This is a genomic window from Flavobacterium keumense (assembly GCF_029866485.1).
Classification (GTDB): Bacteria; Bacteroidota; Bacteroidia; order Flavobacteriales; family Flavobacteriaceae; genus Flavobacterium; species Flavobacterium keumense.
Window position 1 is genome coordinate 1,142,163 of the sequence record NZ_CP092332.1, and the last position, 17,954, is coordinate 1,160,116.

Below are 17,954 nucleotides of genomic sequence, written 5' to 3' on the forward strand. Positions count from 1 at the left end.
GAAATGGAAAGTTTTAGAACCGAAATAGAAAATCCGATTGTCCAAAAAGACATTATCGATTTAGAAAGAAAAATTCGATTATTCAAAGAAGGAAAAATTGATGACGAGCGTTTTCGTAGTCTTCGTTTGGCCAGAGGGGTTTATGGTCAGCGTCAAGAAGGGGTACAAATGATTCGTATCAAATTGCCTTTTGGTAAAGTGAGTAGCGAACAATTAATTCGTATTACTAAAGTGTCTGACGAATATTCGACAGGACGTTTGCATATTACCACGCGTCAGGATATTCAAATTCACTATGTAAGTTTGGATAGAACTCCGGAGCTTTGGGCTGATTTAGAAAAAGACGATATCACGCTGAGAGAAGCTTGTGGAAATACCGTTCGAAATATTACAGCGAGTGAAACAGCAGGAATTGATCCTGACGAACCATTTGATGTGTCGCCTTATGCACACGCCTTGTTTCAGTTTTTCTTACGAAATCCGGTGTGTCAAGAAATGGGACGTAAATTCAAAATGGCCTTTTCATCCTCAGATAAAGATACCGCTTTGAGTTATTTACACGATTTAGGATTCATCCCAAAAATTGTCAATGGAGAGCGTGGATTCAAAGTACTATTGGGGGGTGGATTAGGTTCGCAACCAAGCCATGCCGAATTACTTTCTGAATTTGTACCGGCGAACCAAATTATTCCGATGACGGAAGGAGTGTTGCGTATTTTTGATCGCTATGGCGAAAGAGCCAAACGTTTGAAAGCCCGTATGAAATTCTTAATTAAAGAAATTGGTAAAGATGAATTCTTACGATTGGTTGAAGAAGAGAAAAAAGCTTTGTCTTTCAAAACGGTTGAAATTGACACTACTCCTTTTGATGGTCCAATTCCAGCACCTGCATTAGAAGTGCCAAAAGTGACTATTGAAGATACTGCAAGTTTTGAAGCTTGGAAAAAATCCAACGTCATCGCTCAAAAACAAGCAGGTTATGTAGCCATCGGAATTAAAGTGGCTTTAGGTGATTTTTACACTGATAAAGCAAGAGCTTTGGCGGATTTAATTAAAAATTATGGTGCCAATGAATTGCGTTTTACCTTGCGTCAAGACATTTTGATTCGCAACATTAAAGAAGAAAACTTACCGTTCTTTTACCAAGAATTAGCCAAGTTGGATTTTGTTACTTTAGGGTACAATACTATCAATGATGTTACCGCTTGCCCTGGTACAGATACGTGTAATTTAGGAATTGCTAGTAGTACAGGAATCGCGGTAGAATTAGAACGCGTTTTAGCAACAGAATATCCGCAATACAGCAATAATAATGAAATCACGATTAAAATTAGTGGTTGTATGAATGCGTGTGGACAACATAATATGGCAGAAATTGGTTTCCAAGGAATGTCAATCAATTCAGGAAAATTAGTAGCGCCAGCCCTTCAAGTATTGTTGGGAGGAGGTAACTTAGGAAATGGCCAAGGTCGTTTTTCTGATAAAGTAATTAAAATTCCAAGTAGAAGAGGACCTGAAGCCTTGCGTTTGATTTTAAATGATTTTGAAGCGAATGCCAATGGACAATCGTTCTTGAATTATTATGATGCCAAAGGAGAAAAATATTTTTACGAATTTTTGAAACCTTTGGCAGATGTAACCAACTTAACAGAAGCTGATTTTGTCGATTGGGGAAATGCAGACAACTACGTAAAAGCAGTAGGTGTGGGTGAATGTGCAGGAGTGGTGATTGATTTAGTGGCTACTTTATTGGTAGAAGCGAAAGACAAATTGACGTTCTCTCAAGAAGCCTTGAACGATCAAAAATGGTCGGATTCCATTTATTTGACTTACGCAGGATTTGTGAATGCTGCCAAAGCGTTATTGCTTGCTGAAAAACAAAAAACAAACCACCATGCGGGTATCATCGATTTGTTTGATACCGTTTTTGTAGAAACCAATAAAATCCAATTGGCAACTGCTTTCAAAGAGTTGGTGTACCAAATTAAAGAGAACGAACCTTCAGAAGCGTTTGCAAAACAGTATTTAGAACAAGCAACAGCATTCTTCGCAACAATTGAAGAATACAGAGCAAAAGATTTAGCTAATGCATAAAAATATAAATTACATCAGTGCTTCCTCCCTCTCCTTTGGGGAGGGTCGGAGTGGGGCTCAACCCAAAGTAACTTTAGTAGGTGCTGGTCCAGGCGATCCAGACTTGCTTACTATCAAAGGAGCCAATGCTTTAGCAGAAGCTCAGGTGGTTTTGTATGATGCCTTGGCCAACGAAGAAATTTTGACTTATGCTCCTAAAAAATCAATCAAGATTTTTGTGGGAAAAAGAAAAGGATGTCATACCTATTCGCAAGATGAAATCAATCAGTTGATTGTAGATAATGCCTTGACTTACGGACACGTGGTGCGTTTAAAAGGAGGCGATCCATTTATTTTTGGACGTGGAAGTGAAGAAATTGATTTCGTAGAAAGTTTCGGAATCCCAACAGCAGTGGTACCTGGAATATCCTCTTCGGTAGCAGTGCCGGCCTATCAAGGAATTTCATTAACTAAACGTGGAGTTTCAGAAAGTTTTTGGGTAATTACAGGAACTACTTCCGACAGAAAATTGTCAAACGATGTGGCTTTGGCAGCACAGTCATCAGCAACGGTGGTGATTTTGATGGGCATGAGCAAATTGGCTCAGATTGTGAATTTGTTCCAAAACGAATCGAAAGGAGCTAGTCCGATTGCGATTATTCAAAACGGAACGACTCCAAAAGAAAAAATAGGAGTGGGAACTATTGATACGATTCAAAACGTAGTAGCAGAAAAGAAATTAAGTTCACCTGCCATTATTGTCATTGGTGAAGTGGTGAGAGAAAGCAATAAATTAAAAGGGTTTTACGAGGAATTTATTTCGAAAGAAATTATTTAACCTTTGTTTTTGATACAATAAATTAACGACTCTACTCCCCTCTCCTTTGGAGAGGGGCTGGGGGTGAGGCTTATGGAAAGAAACGAACTATATCCTGTGTTTTTAAAACTACATCAATTGAATGTGTTGATTGTGGGTGGCGGAAACGTAGGTTTAGAAAAGTTATCTTTTATGTTAAAATCCAGTCCGAATGCCAATGTTGAAGTAGTAGCGCCACGATTTCTTCCTGAATTGGAAGCTTTGGTTGCACAACATCCTTCGGTTAAGCTAACAGCAAAGAAATTCAATCGTTGGATGCTTCGCAAACGCCATTTGGTAATTGCGTGTACTGATGATTTGAAGGTAAATAAAAGAGTATTTGATTTGTGTCGCAAGCGTCATTTGATTTGCAATATTGCAGATACGCCTCAGTTGTGTGATTATTATTTGGGTGGCATTGTAACCAAAGGAAATGTGAAAATTGCCATTTCGACCAATGGAAAATCACCCACAACAGCCAAGCGATTGCGAGAGTTTTTTGAAGAAATCATTCCAGACGACATCAATACAATGGTTGAAAATTTGAACGAATACCGCAAAACACTTAAAGGTAATTTTGAGGAAAAAGTTCAAAAGATGAATGAAATTACCGAATCGTTGAAAAACAAGAAATAGCGATTAAAATGAAAAAGTGATAATTGTTACCTAAAGAAACTAAAATCATTTGTTCATTTGCATTAAATAAAGAGAAGCATAATTAAAAAGAATAAAATTAAATAGAATGATTAAAACAGACATACTTATAATTGGAGCAGGCCCAACAGGTTTATTTGCCGTATTCGAAGCGGGATTATTAAAATTGAAATGTCACGTTCTAGATGCTTTGCCTCAACCAGGCGGGCAGCTTTCAGAATTATATCCTAAAAAACCAATTTATGATATTCCAGGTTTCCCTGAAGTGTTAGCAGGTGATTTAGTAGATAATTTGATGGAGCAAATCAAGCAATTCGAACCAGGTTTTACGCTTGGGGAGCGTGCTGAAACCATTGTAAAACAAGAAGACGGAACGTTCATTGTAACTTCTAATGCAGGAACGCAATTCCACACACCAGTAGTTGCCATTGCAGGTGGTTTAGGAAGTTTTGAACCTCGTAAACCCTTAATTGAAAATATTGAATATTACGAAGATAAAGGCGTGAAATACTTCATCAAAAATCCAGAAGAATTCAGAAATAAAAGAGTCGTAATTGCTGGTGGAGGAGATTCGGCTTTGGATTGGAGTATTTTCTTGGCTGATGTAGCTTCAGAAGTAACTTTAATTCACAGAAGAAACGAATTTAGAGGTGCTTTGGATTCAGTGGAGAAAGTACAAGAGTTGAAAAACGAAGGTAAAATCAGAATGATCACTCCTGCTGAAGTAGTGGGTGTGAATGGTACTGACCACGTAGAATCAATTGTTCTTGACGAAGAGGGAACACAAAGAACTATCGAAACCGATTATTTTATTCCGCTTTTTGGTTTGACGCCAAAATTAGGCCCAATCGGAGATTGGGGATTGGAAATCGAAAAAAATGCCATCAAAGTAAATAACGCCTTGGATTACCAAACGAATATTCCTGGAATTTTCGCCATTGGTGACGTAAATACCTATCCAGGGAAATTGAAATTGATTCTTTGTGGTTTCCACGAAGCGACTTTAATGTGTCAGGCAGCCTACCAAATCATCAACCCAGGAAAACGTTATGTGTTGAAATACACTACCGTTTCAGGAGTAGATGGATTTGACGGAACTCGTAAAGAAGCGCCAAAAGCAGTAGTAAAAGCGATTGTATAATAGCTTTTTCATCCTAATATAAAGCGCTATTACTTTCGAGTTCTAGCGCTTTTTGCTTCTTGACAGCTGGCCAAATCCCAATTTTTTAAAAGGATAGTATTTAATATTTTTTTAAAGCAAAGGAATGGCGTATTTTTGCCAAGATTTTTTCCTGCTGTACGCTGTATCTTTTATTCTGAAACCCAGAATAAAAGGATGCCGCTTCCACCTGCCTGTCGGCAGATAGGTCAGAGCTAAAGGAGAGAAATGGCATTATTGCCAAGAAATATACAACACAATAATTTGATGGAGTGCCTTTAGGGCCAAAATAAAAAATATGTCAAAAATTCAACAAGCCATAAAAGAAAGAATTCTAGTCCTAGACGGCGCTATGGGAACCATGTTGCAACGCAACAATTTCTCTGAAGAAGATTTTCGTGGCGAACGCTTCAAAGATTTTCCACATCCGTTAAAAGGGAACAACGATTTGCTATCTATTACACAACCCGAAGCAGTAAAACAAGTGCACCGTTTGTATTTTCAAGCGGGAGCTGATATTGTAGAAACCAACACGTTTTCAGGAACGACTATCGGTATGGCCGATTATCACATGGAAGACCTAGTGTATGAGTTGAACTATCAGTCGGCTAAAATTGCTCGTGAAGTGGCTGACGAATTTACAGATCGTCCGCGATTTGTAGCTGGTTCGATTGGGCCAACTAACAGAACAGCATCGATGTCGCCAGATGTAAACGATCCGGGTTATCGTGCAGTTACTTTTGACGATTTGCGTGTAGCTTACAAGCAACAAGTAGAAGCCTTAATTGATGGCGGTTGCGATGTGTTATTAGTGGAAACTATTTTCGACACCTTGAATGCTAAAGCAGCGCTTTTTGCCATTGAAGAAGTAAAAGAAGAACGTAAAATAGACATGCCAGTAATGGTTTCGGGTACCATTACCGATGCTTCAGGAAGAACACTTTCGGGACAAACGGTAGAAGCTTTCTTAATCTCGATTTCCCACATTCCGTTATTGAGTGTAGGATTCAACTGTGCTTTAGGAGCCGATCAATTGAAACCGTATTTGAAACGTTTGTCGATGAACACCCAATTGAATATTTCGGCACATCCTAATGCAGGTTTGCCAAACGCCTTTGGACATTATGACCAAACGCCAGAAGAAATGCAAGCCTTAATTAGAGAGTATTTACAAGATAATTTAATCAATATTATTGGAGGTTGTTGCGGCACTACTCCAGAACACATCAAAGCAATTGCTGATGTAGCCCAAGAGTTTAAACCGAGAACTGTTGAATTAAACTAAACCTGAAAGGTTTTCAAAACCGTTAGGTTTTTATACGATATGAGTACACACGAAAAGAAATATTTACAATTATCCGGTCTAGAGCCATTAATTATTACCCCAGAAACTAATTTTGTGAATGTGGGGGAACGAACTAATGTTACCGGTTCCAGAAAATTCCTTCGATTAATCAAAGAAGAGCAATACGAAGAAGCTTTGGATATTGCCAGAAATCAAGTAGAAGGTGGCGCACAAATCATCGATGTCAATATGGATGAGGGAATGTTGGATGGGGCCTATGCTATGACCAAATTCCTAAATTTAATAGCTGCTGAACCCGATATTGCTAGAGTTCCGGTAATGATTGATAGCTCGAAATGGGAAATCATCGAAGCAGGATTGAAGGTTATTCAAGGAAAAGGGGTAGTGAATTCTATTTCGCTAAAAGAAGGAGAAGAAAAGTTCATTGAGTACGCTAAAAAAATCAAACGTTACGGAGCCGCAGTTATTGTAATGGCATTTGACGAAAACGGTCAGGCGGATACTTACGAGCGTCGAATTGAGATTTGTAAAAGAAGTTACGATGTATTAGTAGATAAAGTAGGTTTTCCTGCTCAAGATATTATTTTCGACCCGAATATTTTCCCAGTTGCCACCGGAATGGAAGAGCATAAATTAAATGCTTTGGATTTTTTCCGTGCGACCAAATGGATTAGAGAGAACTTGCCGTATGCCCATGTTTCGGGAGGAGTAAGTAATGTGTCTTTTTCGTTTAGAGGGAATGATAAAGTGCGTGAAGCCATGCACTCAGCATTTTTATACCACGCCATTAAAAACGGAATGACAATGGGTATCGTGAATCCTGAGATGTTAGAGATTTACGACGAAATTGATTCTGTTTTATTAGAGTATGTGGAAGACGTTTTATTAAACAGAAGAGAAGATGCTACCGAGCGTTTATTGGATTTGGCAGAAAGTTTCAAAGGCGATTTCAAAGCCAATGAAAAAGCGATTGCAGAGTGGAGAAACGGTTCGATTCAGGAGCGATTAACACATTCGTTAGTCAAAGGAATTGACGAATTTATAGAAATTGATGTTGAAGAAGCAAGACAAGCGGCTTCGAAACCCATTGAAGTCATCGAAATCAATTTGATGGCAGGAATGAATGTTGTAGGCGATTTATTCGGAAGCGGAAAAATGTTCTTGCCGCAGGTAGTAAAATCGGCACGTGTAATGAAAAAAGCAGTGGCCTATTTATTGCCTTTTATCGAAGCTGAAAAAGACGGAGCTTCTCAAAGTGCCGGTAAAATCTTGATGGCTACTGTAAAAGGAGACGTTCACGATATTGGAAAAAACATTGTTTCAGTTGTTTTAGCATGTAACAATTATGAGATAGTCGATTTAGGAGTGATGGTAGCGCCTGAGAAAATTATTGCAGCAGCTATTGAGCATAATGTAGACATTATTGGATTGAGTGGTTTAATTACGCCTTCGTTAGATGAAATGGTGTATTTGGCTAAAGAATTGGACAAAATCAATGTTCAAATTCCAATTATGATTGGAGGAGCAACGACTTCTCGTGCGCATACGGCAGTGAAAATTGCACCACAATACAAAGCGACGGTAGTACACGTAAACGATGCTTCTAGAGCGGTTACTGTTGCCGGAAATTTATTGAATTCGGATACGAAAGAGAAATACACTCAAGACCTTCGTGCCGAATACGACGCCCTTCGTGAAGGCTATTTGAATCGAAGTAGAGATAAAAATTTCTTAACAATTGAACAGGCAAGAGCCAATAAATTACAATTGGATTGGAGTAAATACACACCAACAAAACCTAATTTCATTGGAACCAAAACCGTGGATGTCGCTATTGCTGATTTAGTCGATTATATTGATTGGACACCGTTTTTCAATTCTTGGGAATTGTACGGAAAATATCCAGCCATTTTAACTGATGAGGTGGTAGGAGAACAGGCTACGTCTTTATTTGCCGATGCGCAAAAAATGTTGGCACAATTAATTCAAGAAAATTGGTTGACTGCCAAAGGTGTTTTAGGAATTTTTCCAGCCAATACAGTGAATGATGACGATATAGAAATCAGTCCAGCAACCAGCAACCAACAACCAACAACCAAGTTTCTAACGTTGCGTCAACAATCTCAAAAAACCGCTGGAGCGCCTAATATAGCGTTGGCTGATTTTATTGCACCAAAAGACAGCGGATTGCAAGATTATATGGGTTGTTTTTGTGTAACCACCGGTTTTGGAGTAGAAGAAAAAGCCAAGAAATTTGAAAAAGACTTAGACGATTACAATTCGATTTTGGTGAAAGCCTTAGGCGACCGTTTAGCAGAAGCTTTTGCTGAATATTTGCATGAAAAAGTACGTAAAGAAATTTGGGGCTACGCCTCAGACGAGAATTTATCGAATCAAGAGTTAATTGCTGAAAATTATAAAGGAATTCGTCCTGCACCAGGATATCCTGCTTGTCCAGACCATTTGGAAAAACCAACGATTTGGAAACTCTTAAATGTAGAACAAGAAATTGGGGTAACTTTGACTGAAAGTATGGCGATGTGGCCCGCTTCATCGGTCTCAGGCTATTATTTTGCTAACCCAGAAAGTAAGTATTTTGGTTTAGGTAAAATAAAACAAGACCAAGTAGAAGATTATTCGAAACGAAGAAATACAACCATGGAGCAAGCTCAAAAATGGTTGGCTCCTAATATTGCAGATTAAAAATAGTTGTTAGTTTTTGGTTGCTAGTTGATAGTATTTGAATTCAACCGACAACCGACAACTGACAACCAACAACCGATACTATGAAAGTAACAGACCATATAGCAGCAGCCAAAGGAGAAACTTTATTCTCTTTTGAAATTGTGCCACCTACTAAAGGGACAAGTATTCAGGAATTATATGATAATATAGATCCGTTAATGGAATTCAAACCGCCATTTATAGATGTAACGACTTCGCGTGAGGAGTATATTTATGTGAATAAAGGCAATGGTTTATTGGAAAAAAAATTAACCAGAATGCGTCCGGGAACTTTGGGAATTTGTGCTTCTATTAAGCATAAGTACAATGTAGACACGGTACCTCACGTACTGTGTGGTGGTTTTACAAAAGAAGAAACCGAATATCTTTTAGTGGATTGTCATTATCTTGGAATTGATAACGTAATGGCGTTGCGTGGCGATGCGATGAAAGACGAACAATCGTTTATCCCAAAAGAAGGAGGAAACCATTATGCAGCTGATTTGGTAAGTCAAATTCACCAATTGAATCAAGGGAATTATTTACACGGTTTGAAAGATATCGAGCATAAATCGGATTTTTGTATTGGAGTAGCGGGCTATCCTGAAAAGCATTTGGAGTCGCCATCGTTAACCTCTGATTTGAAACGATTGAAAGAAAAAGTAGATGCGGGTGCTGATTATGTGGTAACTCAAATGTTTTTTGACAATTCAAAATTTTTTGAATTTGTTGCCAAAGCGCGTGAAATTGGAATCAATGTTCCGATTATTCCAGGTATTAAACCGATTGCAGTACAAAGACATTTGCAAATCTTGCCTCAAATTTTTAGAATAGATTTGCCAGAAGATTTAATTAATGCAGTGGAAAAATGTAAAACGCCAGCTGATATCCGACAAGTAGGAGTGGAGTGGGCGATTCAACAGTCGTTAGAATTAAAAGCTGCTGGAGTGCCGTTTTTACATTATTATTCTATGGGTAAATCAGAAAACATCCGTCAAATAGCAAGTAAAGTTTTTTAAAAAGAAAAATAATTTAAGAATAAAAAACCTCACATTTTAAAAATAGTGAGGTTTTTTTATTTCAGGATTTTTTTGGAATATCTATTCCCTTGAAAAACTCTTCTAAACTAATATCTAATAAACGACATATTTTTATAAGAGTTTTAAGTTCAAAATTTACACCTGTTTCTAATCTCCAATATGCAGATCGACTCATTCCTAACTCAAAAGCTATATGTTCGTAATTTGAATACCCTTTGGATTTTCTTAGTTCTTTTAATCGTATTGCTATCGCTTGTAATTCAGGTAATTTGAGATTGTCTAAAGATTTTTCCATACTTCAAATCTCAAAATTTTATCTATTTTTAGGTACTCCATAATAAAGTACACTATATATTAGAATTTTTATTTATATTTGAATTATAAAATAAATCTTATAGAAATGAAAAAATTAGTATTAAAGTCGTTATTGGCAATTTTGTGTACTGTAATTATGAGTGCTCAGAAGAAAACCATGGATGTTTCTTCGATTAAAATCGGTCAGATTTCAGGGAAATATAGTAAAGTGGTTGATTTAGAAAAGAATGATACACTTTCATATGTGTATTTAGGTTTTCAAAATTTTAAATATAGAACTATTTCAGATACCAGATCTGTATTTTTTGCAAAACAAGAAGATTTGAAATCTTTTGTTGATGATTTAAAAGTTGCATTGCCAGAAATAGGCTCGAAACAAAATATTGATTGGAAAAGACAATTATATGGTATTTCGGTATTTGATTTTTCAAACAACTTATACCTTTTTGAAAGACCATCTAAAGGTGATGGACATACTATTATTAGTAAAAAAGAATTAGAAAAATTAATATCATGGTTGGAGACTATTCAGATAGGTAAGTGATAAATTGAAACACATAAAATATTTATATATTTACAGAAAAGCTTCCAGCCTTTAAAAGCTGGAAGCTTTTTTATTTAGTAACCTCTCTGAATACCGTTTCTAGATTCTTATTTTTCTGGTTGAGCTGTAAAGTTTTCAATCCATTGGCGGTAGCAAAATCAAACACTACAGGACGCATGTCTTTGTCGGTAGTAAAAGTCAATTCCCAAATAATACCATTGGTAGTGGTGTACGAATGAATAGTGTCGATAGTAGTTATTTGGGTTTCGCTCACTTTTTGGTCAAATTCCACTTCGATAATTTGAGTGGTAGACTCGCTGATGAGTTTTTCTAATTTTTTATCGGCTACAATTTTCCCTTTGTTAATAATAATAATGCGGTCGCAAATGGCCTCCACTTCTTGCATAATATGCGTAGAAAGGAAAACGGTTTTGTCTTTGCCGGCATTTTTAATCACATTTCGAATCTCCACTAATTGATTAGGATCCAAGCCTGTGGTAGGTTCGTCCAAAATCAAGACGTCAGGGTTGTGCAATAAAGCATTGGCTAAACCCACACGCTGGCGGTATCCTTTCGATAATTGGCCTATTTTTTTGTGGCTTTCAGTGCTTAGTCCCGTCAATTGAATTACTTCTTCAATTCGAGATGTAGCTACTTTATAAACATCGGCATTGAACGCTAAATATTCCCGAACGTACAAATCCAAATACAACGGATTGTGTTCGGGCAAATAGCCAATAGAAAGTTGGACGTCTTTGGGTTGGGAACTCACATCAAAACCATTGACTTTGGCACTGCCTTCATCGGCAGTCAAATAGGTGGTTAGAATTTTCATCAAAGTAGATTTTCCTGCTCCGTTTGGCCCTAAAAAGCCCACAATTTCTCCTTTGTTGATAGAAAATGAAATGGCGTCTAATGCTTTTTGGGTTCCGTAACTTTTAGATATATTCTGAATTGCTATTGACATCGCTTTGTATTTGGTACAAAAGTAAACAGAAAAAGCATTTGTTTGTTGTTTCAACCAATTTGAATTTTTGCACTATTTTCAAATTCTTAAAAAACAGGATGTAAATAATAGTTTCATTAGTCAATAGTTAGAAAAAAATAGTTTTAACAAAGAATTTCGTTTTTGTTGTATAAAAGCGCTAGTTTTTTTTGGTTGAAATGAAATAAATGCTAATATTTGCACCGTAATTAAATACAAAACAAGCAGGTCATGTGTAATAACCGTTTTTATTTTAGCAATACTTATTACTTCTTTTTTAGGAAGTAAGGATTGTTATATGGTTATTTGAAAAATAAAAAAGCAAATTAAAACAATATACAATCCTGATGAAAATCAGGATTTTTTTTTGAATTTATGGCAACAAAAATCGCAATACAAGGAATAAAAGGTTCGTTCCACCATCAAGTGGCTCAGGAGTACTTTGGAAAAGAAGTAGCTGTTGATGAATGCTTGTCATTTGAAGAATTGGTATCGAGCGTATTGTCGGGTAAATCAGACCAGGCGGTAATGGCTATCGAAAATTCGATTGCGGGGCCTATTATTCCTAATTATGCGTTGATTGACAAGAATAATTTGCACATTATTGGCGAACATTATTTGGATATTCACCAGAATTTAATGGCTTTAAAAGGTCAGACCATTCAAGATATTGAGGAAGTTCATTCGCATCCGATGGCCTTGTTGCAATGTATGGAGTTTTTAAAACAGTATCCTCATATTAAAATTGTTGAAGATAAAGATACAGCCGAAACGGCTCGAAGAATTCACGAAAAACAATTGAAAGGAATTGCAGCCATTGCGAGTAAAGTCGCTGCTGAAATGTACGACTTGGAAATTTTGGCACCAGAGATTCAGACGATTAATAATAACATGACGCGTTTTGTGATTATTGATAAAGAGCAATCGGTTTTGGCAACAAACGAAATTAATAGAGCCTCTATTAAATTCGAATTGGATCATAAACGCGGGAGTTTGGCAGCCGTTTTGAATGTCATGAGTGACTGCAAATTGAATTTGACCAAGATTCAGTCGCTACCCAAAATTGAAACGCCTTGGAAATATTCCTTTTTTGTGGATGTGACCTTTGAGAAATACGAAGATTATGCCAAAGCAAAAGCCTTAATCGACATTATGGCCGAATATTTTAAAGTGTTGGGAGAATATAAGAATACAAAACCTTGAGGTTTAATACAAAAGATAGATAAACAAAGATGATCACAACGGCAAAACGTTTAGACATAGTAGAAGAATATTATTTCTCTTCTAAATTGAGAGAGGTAAGGCAATTGGCTGCAGAAGGGAAACCAATCATCAATATGGGAATTGGAAGCCCAGATTTGAAGCCTTCGCAAGCCGTTATTGACGCAGTGGTTTTGGCAATGCAAGAAGAAAATGCTCACCAATACCAAAGTTACCAAGGGGTTCCAGAATTACGTCAAAGTATGGCTGATTTTTATCAGACAAACTTTGGAGTGGCAATGAATCCTACTACTGAAATTTTGCCTTTGATGGGATCTAAAGAAGGAATCATGCACATCTCTTTGGCTTTCTTGAATGAAGGAGACCAAGTGTTGATTCCGAATCCAGGATATCCAACCTATACTTCCGTGACGAATTTAGTAGGAGCGGTTCCGGTGTATTATGATTTGAAGGAAAGTACTAATTGGGAACCCGATTTTGACGCTTTAGAGCAATTGGATTTATCCAAAGTGAAAATCATGTGGGTGGGTTATCCCCACATGCCAACGGGAGCGAGAGGCAGTTTGGCTTTGTTTGAAAAATTAGTGGCTTTCGCCAAAAAGCACAGCATTTTGTTAGTCAATGACAATCCGTACAGTTTTGTTTTGAATGACAATCCAATGAGTTTATTGCAGGTTGAAGGCGCCAAAGAAGTGGCTTTAGAACTGAATTCGTTGAGTAAAACCTTCAATATGGCAGGATGGCGTGTAGGAATGGTTTTAGGAAATGCCGCTTGTATTGATGCTGTATTGAAAGTGAAAAGTAATATGGATAGCGGTATGTTTTATGGCATCCAAAAAGGAGCTATTGCCGCGTTAAAAAGTGATGCTTCTTGGTTCGAATCGATGAACGCGATTTATAGAAAGCGTCGTGTTTTAACCGAACAATTAGCAGAGAAATTAGGTTGTGAAGTGTATAAAGAAGGAGTAGGTTTGTTTGTTTGGGCAAAATTGCCAGCGGGAATTAGCTCTGCAGAAGCATTCATCGACCAAATTTTATACGAAAAACATATTTTCATTACACCAGGAACTATTTTTGGAAGTAACGGAGAAGGATACATTCGATTTGCACTTTGTGTAAAAGAAGAAAAAGTACAAGAAGCAATAGATAGATTTTAATCAAATGAAAGTAGTTGTAATAGGTATAGGTTTAATAGGCGGTTCGATGGTTTTGGACATCAAAGCGCTGCATCCAGATGCGACTATTTTAGGGATTGATGCCAATGAAAACCATTTGCAACAAGCTATTGATTTAGGCGTGGTTGAAAAAGCAGGAACTACCGAAGATTTAGCCGATGCTGATTTTGTGATTGTTTCGGTTCCTGTGGATATTGCTTTGGTGGTATTGCCGCAAGTATTGGACGCTGTTGGAGAAAATACCATTGTTTTTGAAGTCGGTTCCACCAAGTTGCCTATTTGCGAAGCAGTAGCGAATCATCCTAAGCGACGCAATTATATTGCAACGCATCCTATTGCAGGAACGGAGTTTTCTGGCCCTTCGGCAGCAATAAAAGGATTGTTTCAAGGGAAAACGAATATTATTTGTGAGGTAGAAAAGACAACCTTCAAATTACAAGAAAAAGCCTTGCAATTGTTTACCGCTATGGGAATGCGAATTCGGTATATGGACCCACAATCGCATGACAAGCATATTGCCTATGTATCGCATTTGTCGCACATTAGTTCGTTCATGTTAGGAAAGACAGTAATTGACAAAGAAACCGAAGAGCAAGATATTTTTGATATGGCGGGCAGTGGATTTGAAAGTACGGTGCGTTTAGCAAAAAGTTCCCCAGCGATGTGGACACCCATTTTCAAACAGAATAAAAAACAAGTGGTGAATACTTTGGAAGAATACATTTCTAATTTGTCAAAGTTCAAAACGCTGTTAGAAAACGATGATTTTGATGCGATTTACCACGAAATGCAAAGTGTGAATAAAATAAAAGAAATATTAAACGGAATAAACATTAAAAAGTAATTTTAGAAAAATGGAGAATAGTAAAGAAATGAGAAATTGGTTGGATGCATTCAAATTAGATCATCCATTAGTTATTGCAGGACCATGTAGTGCTGAAACTGAAGAGCAAGTATTAAAAATTGCTCACGAATTGAAAGATTCAGATGTAAGCGTTTTTAGAGCAGGAATCTGGAAGCCAAGAACACGTCCAGGAGGATTTGAGGGTGTGGGTGAAATTGGATTGAAATGGTTGAAAAAAGCCAAAGAAGAAACAGGTTTGTTAATGGGGACTGAGGTAGCTACTGCTGCACACTGTAAATTGGCTTTGGAATACGATATTGATGTTTTATGGGTGGGAGCGCGTACAACTGCGAATCCATTTGCAGTTCAAGAAATTGCAGATACTTTAAAAGGAACTGATAAAATCGTTTTGATTAAAAACCCAGTAAACCCAGATATGGCTTTGTGGTTAGGTGGTGTAGAGCGTTTGTATGCTGCTGGTATTAAAAAATTAGGAGTAATTCATAGAGGTTTCTCTACGTACCAAAAAACAAAGTACAGAAACATTCCTGAGTGGCAAATTGCTATCGAATTGCAAAATAAATTCCCTGATTTGCCTTTAATCATTGACCCATCACACATCACAGGAAACCGTGATATGATTTTGGAAGTCACTCAAGAAGCCTTGGATTTGAACTATGACGGTATGATTATCGAAACACATATTGATCCAGACAATGCTTGGAGTGATGCTGCTCAACAAGTAACACCTGCTGCTTTGAAACAAATTTTCAAAGATTTGAAAATTAGAAAACAAAGTGGAGATACAGCTGATTTTGAAAACAAAATGACAAAATTAAGAGCTAATATTGATGTGTTAGATGCTAATTTATTGGAATTACTTGGAAAACGTATGCAAGTAGCATCAGAAATTGGTCAAGTGAAAAAAGATGCCAACGTAGCGGTTTTACAAAACAGTCGTTGGAATGAAATCCAAGCAAAAATGGTTGCTGAAGGTGCTAAAAAAGGATTGTCTGAAGAATTTATCATTAAATTGTTCAAAGGAATTCACCAAGAGAGTATCGAACAACAAGAGAAAATATTGAATTCTTAATTCGTATTTTTCAATTTATATAATCCTCACAGTTCATTGAATTGTGAGGATTTTTTATTTCGAGTCATTGTAAAAACTTTGTACTTCGAACTTGAAACTTGAAACAAAATTTTACCTTTGTCACATGACAGGAATCGTTTATAAATCTACAGGGAGTTGGTACACCGTAAAATCTGAAACAGGTGATTTTATGGAATGCCGTATGAAAGGGAAGTTCCGAATGAAGGGGATTAAAAGTACCAATCCAATTGCTGTAGGGGATGTAGTGGATTTTGAATTGGACGAAAGTTCGGATGCTGTGACGGGAACCATTCATAACATTCACGACAGGAAAAATTATATCGTTCGAAAATCGGTGAATTTATCCAAGCAAATTCATATTATTGCTTCCAATATTGATCAAGTTTTTTTATTGATTACGATTGATAATCCGCCTACAACCACCAGTTTTATTGACCGATTTTTAGTTACCGCCGAAGCCTACGGTATCGAAACAATTTTAGTTTTTAACAAAATCGATACCTTAAACGACACCTCTTTAGATGAGCAATTGTATATGCAACATGTGTATCAAGAAATTGGCTATCGTTGTTTGCGCGTATCTTCAACCGAAGGAAAAGGAGTGGAAGAATTAAAACAATTGATGTTGGGTAAAGTCAGTATGTTTTCAGGACATTCTGGTGTAGGGAAATCAACTTTAGTCAATGCTTTAGAACCTTCTTTGCATTTGAAAACAAAAAATATTTCGGAACAAAGCAAACAAGGACAACACACCACCACTTTTGCTGAAATGTATGATTTGAGTTTTGGTGCCAAAATCATCGATACACCTGGTATCAAAGGATTTGGGATTGTGGATATGGAAAAAGAAGAAATTGGCGGGTACTTCCCAGAATTTTTCAAATTACAAGACCAATGCAAATTCAATAATTGTTTGCACAAAGAAGAGCCTCATTGTGCCATAAAAGCGGCTTTGGAAAAAGATGAAATCGCTTGGTCTCGTTACAATAGCTATTTGAAAATTTTAGAAGGCGATGACGAACATTATAGAACTGATGTGTACAATGAAGACCGAATTGCCAGCGATAAAACACGAGATTAATGAGAGTAGTGTTACAAAGAGTTTCATCGGCTTCAGTCACCGTTTCTGAAAAAATAGTGGGAGAAATCCAAAAAGGATTGTTAGTCCTAGTAGGAATTGAGGACGCCGATACCCAAGAAGATATTGATTGGTTGGTTGGCAAAATTACGCAACTTCGTATTTTTGGAGATGCCAATGAGATAATGAATTTATCGGTAGAAGAGGTGAATGGCGATGTTCTTGTCGTAAGTCAGTTTACGCTTCATGCAGCCACTAAAAAAGGCAACCGACCTTCTTATATTAAAGCGGCTAGACCCGAAGTGGCGATTCCGATTTATGAAAAATTTGTAACTATTTTAGAGCATAAATTAGGTAAGAAAGTGCCAACTGGTATTTTTGGTGCCGATATGAAAGTAGCCTTACTGAATGATGGTCCTGTAACTATAGTTATTGATAGTAAAAATAAGGAATAATGGATCTAAAAAACGCACAACTAGACGTAGATACGTGGATTAAAGAACACGGGGTTCGCTACTTCAATGAATTGACCAATATGGCACAATTGACAGAAGAAGTGGGCGAAGTAGCTCGCATTATCGCACGTCGTTATGGAGAACAATCTGAGAAAGAGTCCGATAAAGCTAAAGATTTAGGCGAAGAACTAGCCGATGTGGTTTTTGTAGTCTTGTGTTTGGCCAACCAAACCGGAATTGACTTACAAGCTGCTTTTGATAAAAAAATGGAATTGAAATCTGTTCGTGATAAAGACCGCCATAAAAACAACGAAAAACTGAAATAAGAAATAAAATGGTAGTTTAATAACAAACTGCCCGCGGATGCAACGGATAAAACAGATTTTTACGGATTTCTGGTCATTCATAAAT

17 protein-coding genes are annotated in these 17,954 nt (G+C 37.1%); 15 read left to right on the plus strand and 2 right to left on the minus strand.

Annotation, left to right across the window (positions count from 1 at the left end; all coding sequences use genetic code 11):
• The first annotated feature begins 3 nt into the window (after positions 1-3).
• The 7 genes from MG292_RS04895 to metF all read left to right on the plus strand — a co-directional run bounded on the left by MG292_RS04895 (position 4) and on the right by metF (position 9,791).
• On the plus strand, positions 4-2,094 hold the full coding sequence (locus tag MG292_RS04895) for a nitrite/sulfite reductase (RefSeq protein WP_264533824.1): 2,091 nt from the start codon (positions 4-6) through the stop codon (positions 2,092-2,094).
• The gene (cobA, locus tag MG292_RS04900) at positions 2,087-2,911 is read left to right on the plus strand and encodes a uroporphyrinogen-III C-methyltransferase (protein WP_264533823.1); all 825 of its coding nucleotides are present in this window, start codon (positions 2,087-2,089) and stop codon (positions 2,909-2,911) included. The genes MG292_RS04895 and cobA overlap by 8 nt, the downstream gene beginning before the upstream one ends.
• A 72-nt stretch (positions 2,912-2,983) precedes the next feature.
• Positions 2,984-3,565, plus strand: coding sequence for a precorrin-2 dehydrogenase/sirohydrochlorin ferrochelatase family protein (locus tag MG292_RS04905; RefSeq protein WP_264533822.1), 582 nt, complete (start codon positions 2,984-2,986; stop codon positions 3,563-3,565).
• Between the two features lie 106 nt (positions 3,566-3,671).
• Complete coding sequence (locus MG292_RS04910; RefSeq protein ID WP_264533821.1) at positions 3,672-4,724, plus strand: NAD(P)/FAD-dependent oxidoreductase; 1,053 nt, start codon at positions 3,672-3,674, stop codon at positions 4,722-4,724.
• Between the two features lie 316 nt (positions 4,725-5,040).
• On the plus strand, positions 5,041-6,027 hold the full coding sequence (locus MG292_RS04915; RefSeq protein WP_264533820.1) for a homocysteine S-methyltransferase family protein: 987 nt from the start codon (positions 5,041-5,043) through the stop codon (positions 6,025-6,027).
• A 39-nt stretch (positions 6,028-6,066) separates the two neighbouring features.
• Positions 6,067-8,751, plus strand: coding sequence for a methionine synthase (gene metH, locus MG292_RS04920; protein ID WP_264533819.1), 2,685 nt, complete (start codon positions 6,067-6,069; stop codon positions 8,749-8,751).
• A gap of 83 nt (positions 8,752-8,834) precedes the next feature.
• Positions 8,835-9,791: a methylenetetrahydrofolate reductase [NAD(P)H] gene (gene metF / locus MG292_RS04925; RefSeq protein ID WP_264533818.1), complete on the plus strand. Its 957-nt coding sequence runs from the start codon at positions 8,835-8,837 to the stop codon at positions 9,789-9,791.
• A 61-nt stretch (positions 9,792-9,852) separates the two neighbouring features.
• On the opposite strand, the gene MG292_RS04930 is transcribed toward metF, so the two are convergent.
• Positions 9,853-10,107 carry a helix-turn-helix domain-containing protein gene (locus tag MG292_RS04930; RefSeq protein WP_264533817.1) on the minus strand — a complete coding sequence of 85 codons (255 nt, stop codon included), beginning with the start codon at positions 10,105-10,107 and terminating at the stop codon, positions 9,853-9,855.
• A gap of 105 nt (positions 10,108-10,212) precedes the next feature.
• Between MG292_RS04930 and MG292_RS04935 the strand changes: the two genes are divergently transcribed.
• A complete protein-coding gene (locus MG292_RS04935; protein WP_264533816.1) occupies positions 10,213-10,671 on the plus strand; it encodes a hypothetical protein in 459 nt (152 codons plus the stop codon).
• Positions 10,672-10,741: 70 nt separating this feature from the next.
• Here the strand turns inward: MG292_RS04935 and gldA are convergent, their stop codons facing one another.
• Positions 10,742-11,638, minus strand: coding sequence for a gliding motility-associated ABC transporter ATP-binding subunit GldA (gldA, locus tag MG292_RS04940; protein WP_264533815.1), 897 nt, complete (start codon positions 11,636-11,638; stop codon positions 10,742-10,744).
• Positions 11,639-12,031: 393 nt separating this feature from the next.
• Between gldA and MG292_RS04945 the strand changes: the two genes are divergently transcribed.
• From MG292_RS04945 to MG292_RS04975, 7 genes are all read left to right on the plus strand, one after another.
• On the plus strand, positions 12,032-12,859 hold the full coding sequence (locus MG292_RS04945) for a prephenate dehydratase (protein ID WP_264533814.1): 828 nt from the start codon (positions 12,032-12,034) through the stop codon (positions 12,857-12,859).
• A gap of 29 nt (positions 12,860-12,888) precedes the next feature.
• A complete protein-coding gene (locus tag MG292_RS04950) occupies positions 12,889-14,034 on the plus strand; it encodes a pyridoxal phosphate-dependent aminotransferase (RefSeq protein WP_264533813.1) in 1,146 nt (381 codons plus the stop codon).
• Between the two features lie 4 nt (positions 14,035-14,038).
• Positions 14,039-14,896 (plus strand): prephenate dehydrogenase, encoded by an 858-nt coding sequence (locus MG292_RS04955; protein ID WP_264533812.1) that lies wholly within the window; start codon positions 14,039-14,041, stop codon positions 14,894-14,896.
• Between the two features lie 10 nt (positions 14,897-14,906).
• Complete coding sequence (locus MG292_RS04960) at positions 14,907-15,989, plus strand: bifunctional 3-deoxy-7-phosphoheptulonate synthase/chorismate mutase type II (RefSeq protein ID WP_264533811.1); 1,083 nt, start codon at positions 14,907-14,909, stop codon at positions 15,987-15,989.
• A 124-nt stretch (positions 15,990-16,113) separates the two neighbouring features.
• Positions 16,114-17,091, plus strand: a complete 978-nt coding sequence (gene rsgA / locus MG292_RS04965) for a ribosome small subunit-dependent GTPase A (RefSeq protein ID WP_264533810.1) — start codon at positions 16,114-16,116, stop codon at positions 17,089-17,091.
• Positions 17,091-17,543: a D-aminoacyl-tRNA deacylase gene (gene dtd, locus MG292_RS04970; RefSeq protein ID WP_264533809.1), complete on the plus strand. Its 453-nt coding sequence runs from the start codon at positions 17,091-17,093 to the stop codon at positions 17,541-17,543. The genes rsgA and dtd overlap by 1 nt, the downstream gene beginning before the upstream one ends.
• Complete coding sequence (locus MG292_RS04975; protein ID WP_264533808.1) at positions 17,543-17,869, plus strand: nucleotide pyrophosphohydrolase; 327 nt, start codon at positions 17,543-17,545, stop codon at positions 17,867-17,869. Before dtd ends, MG292_RS04975 begins: the two co-directional genes overlap by 1 nt.
• Positions 17,870-17,954 lie beyond the last annotated feature (85 nt).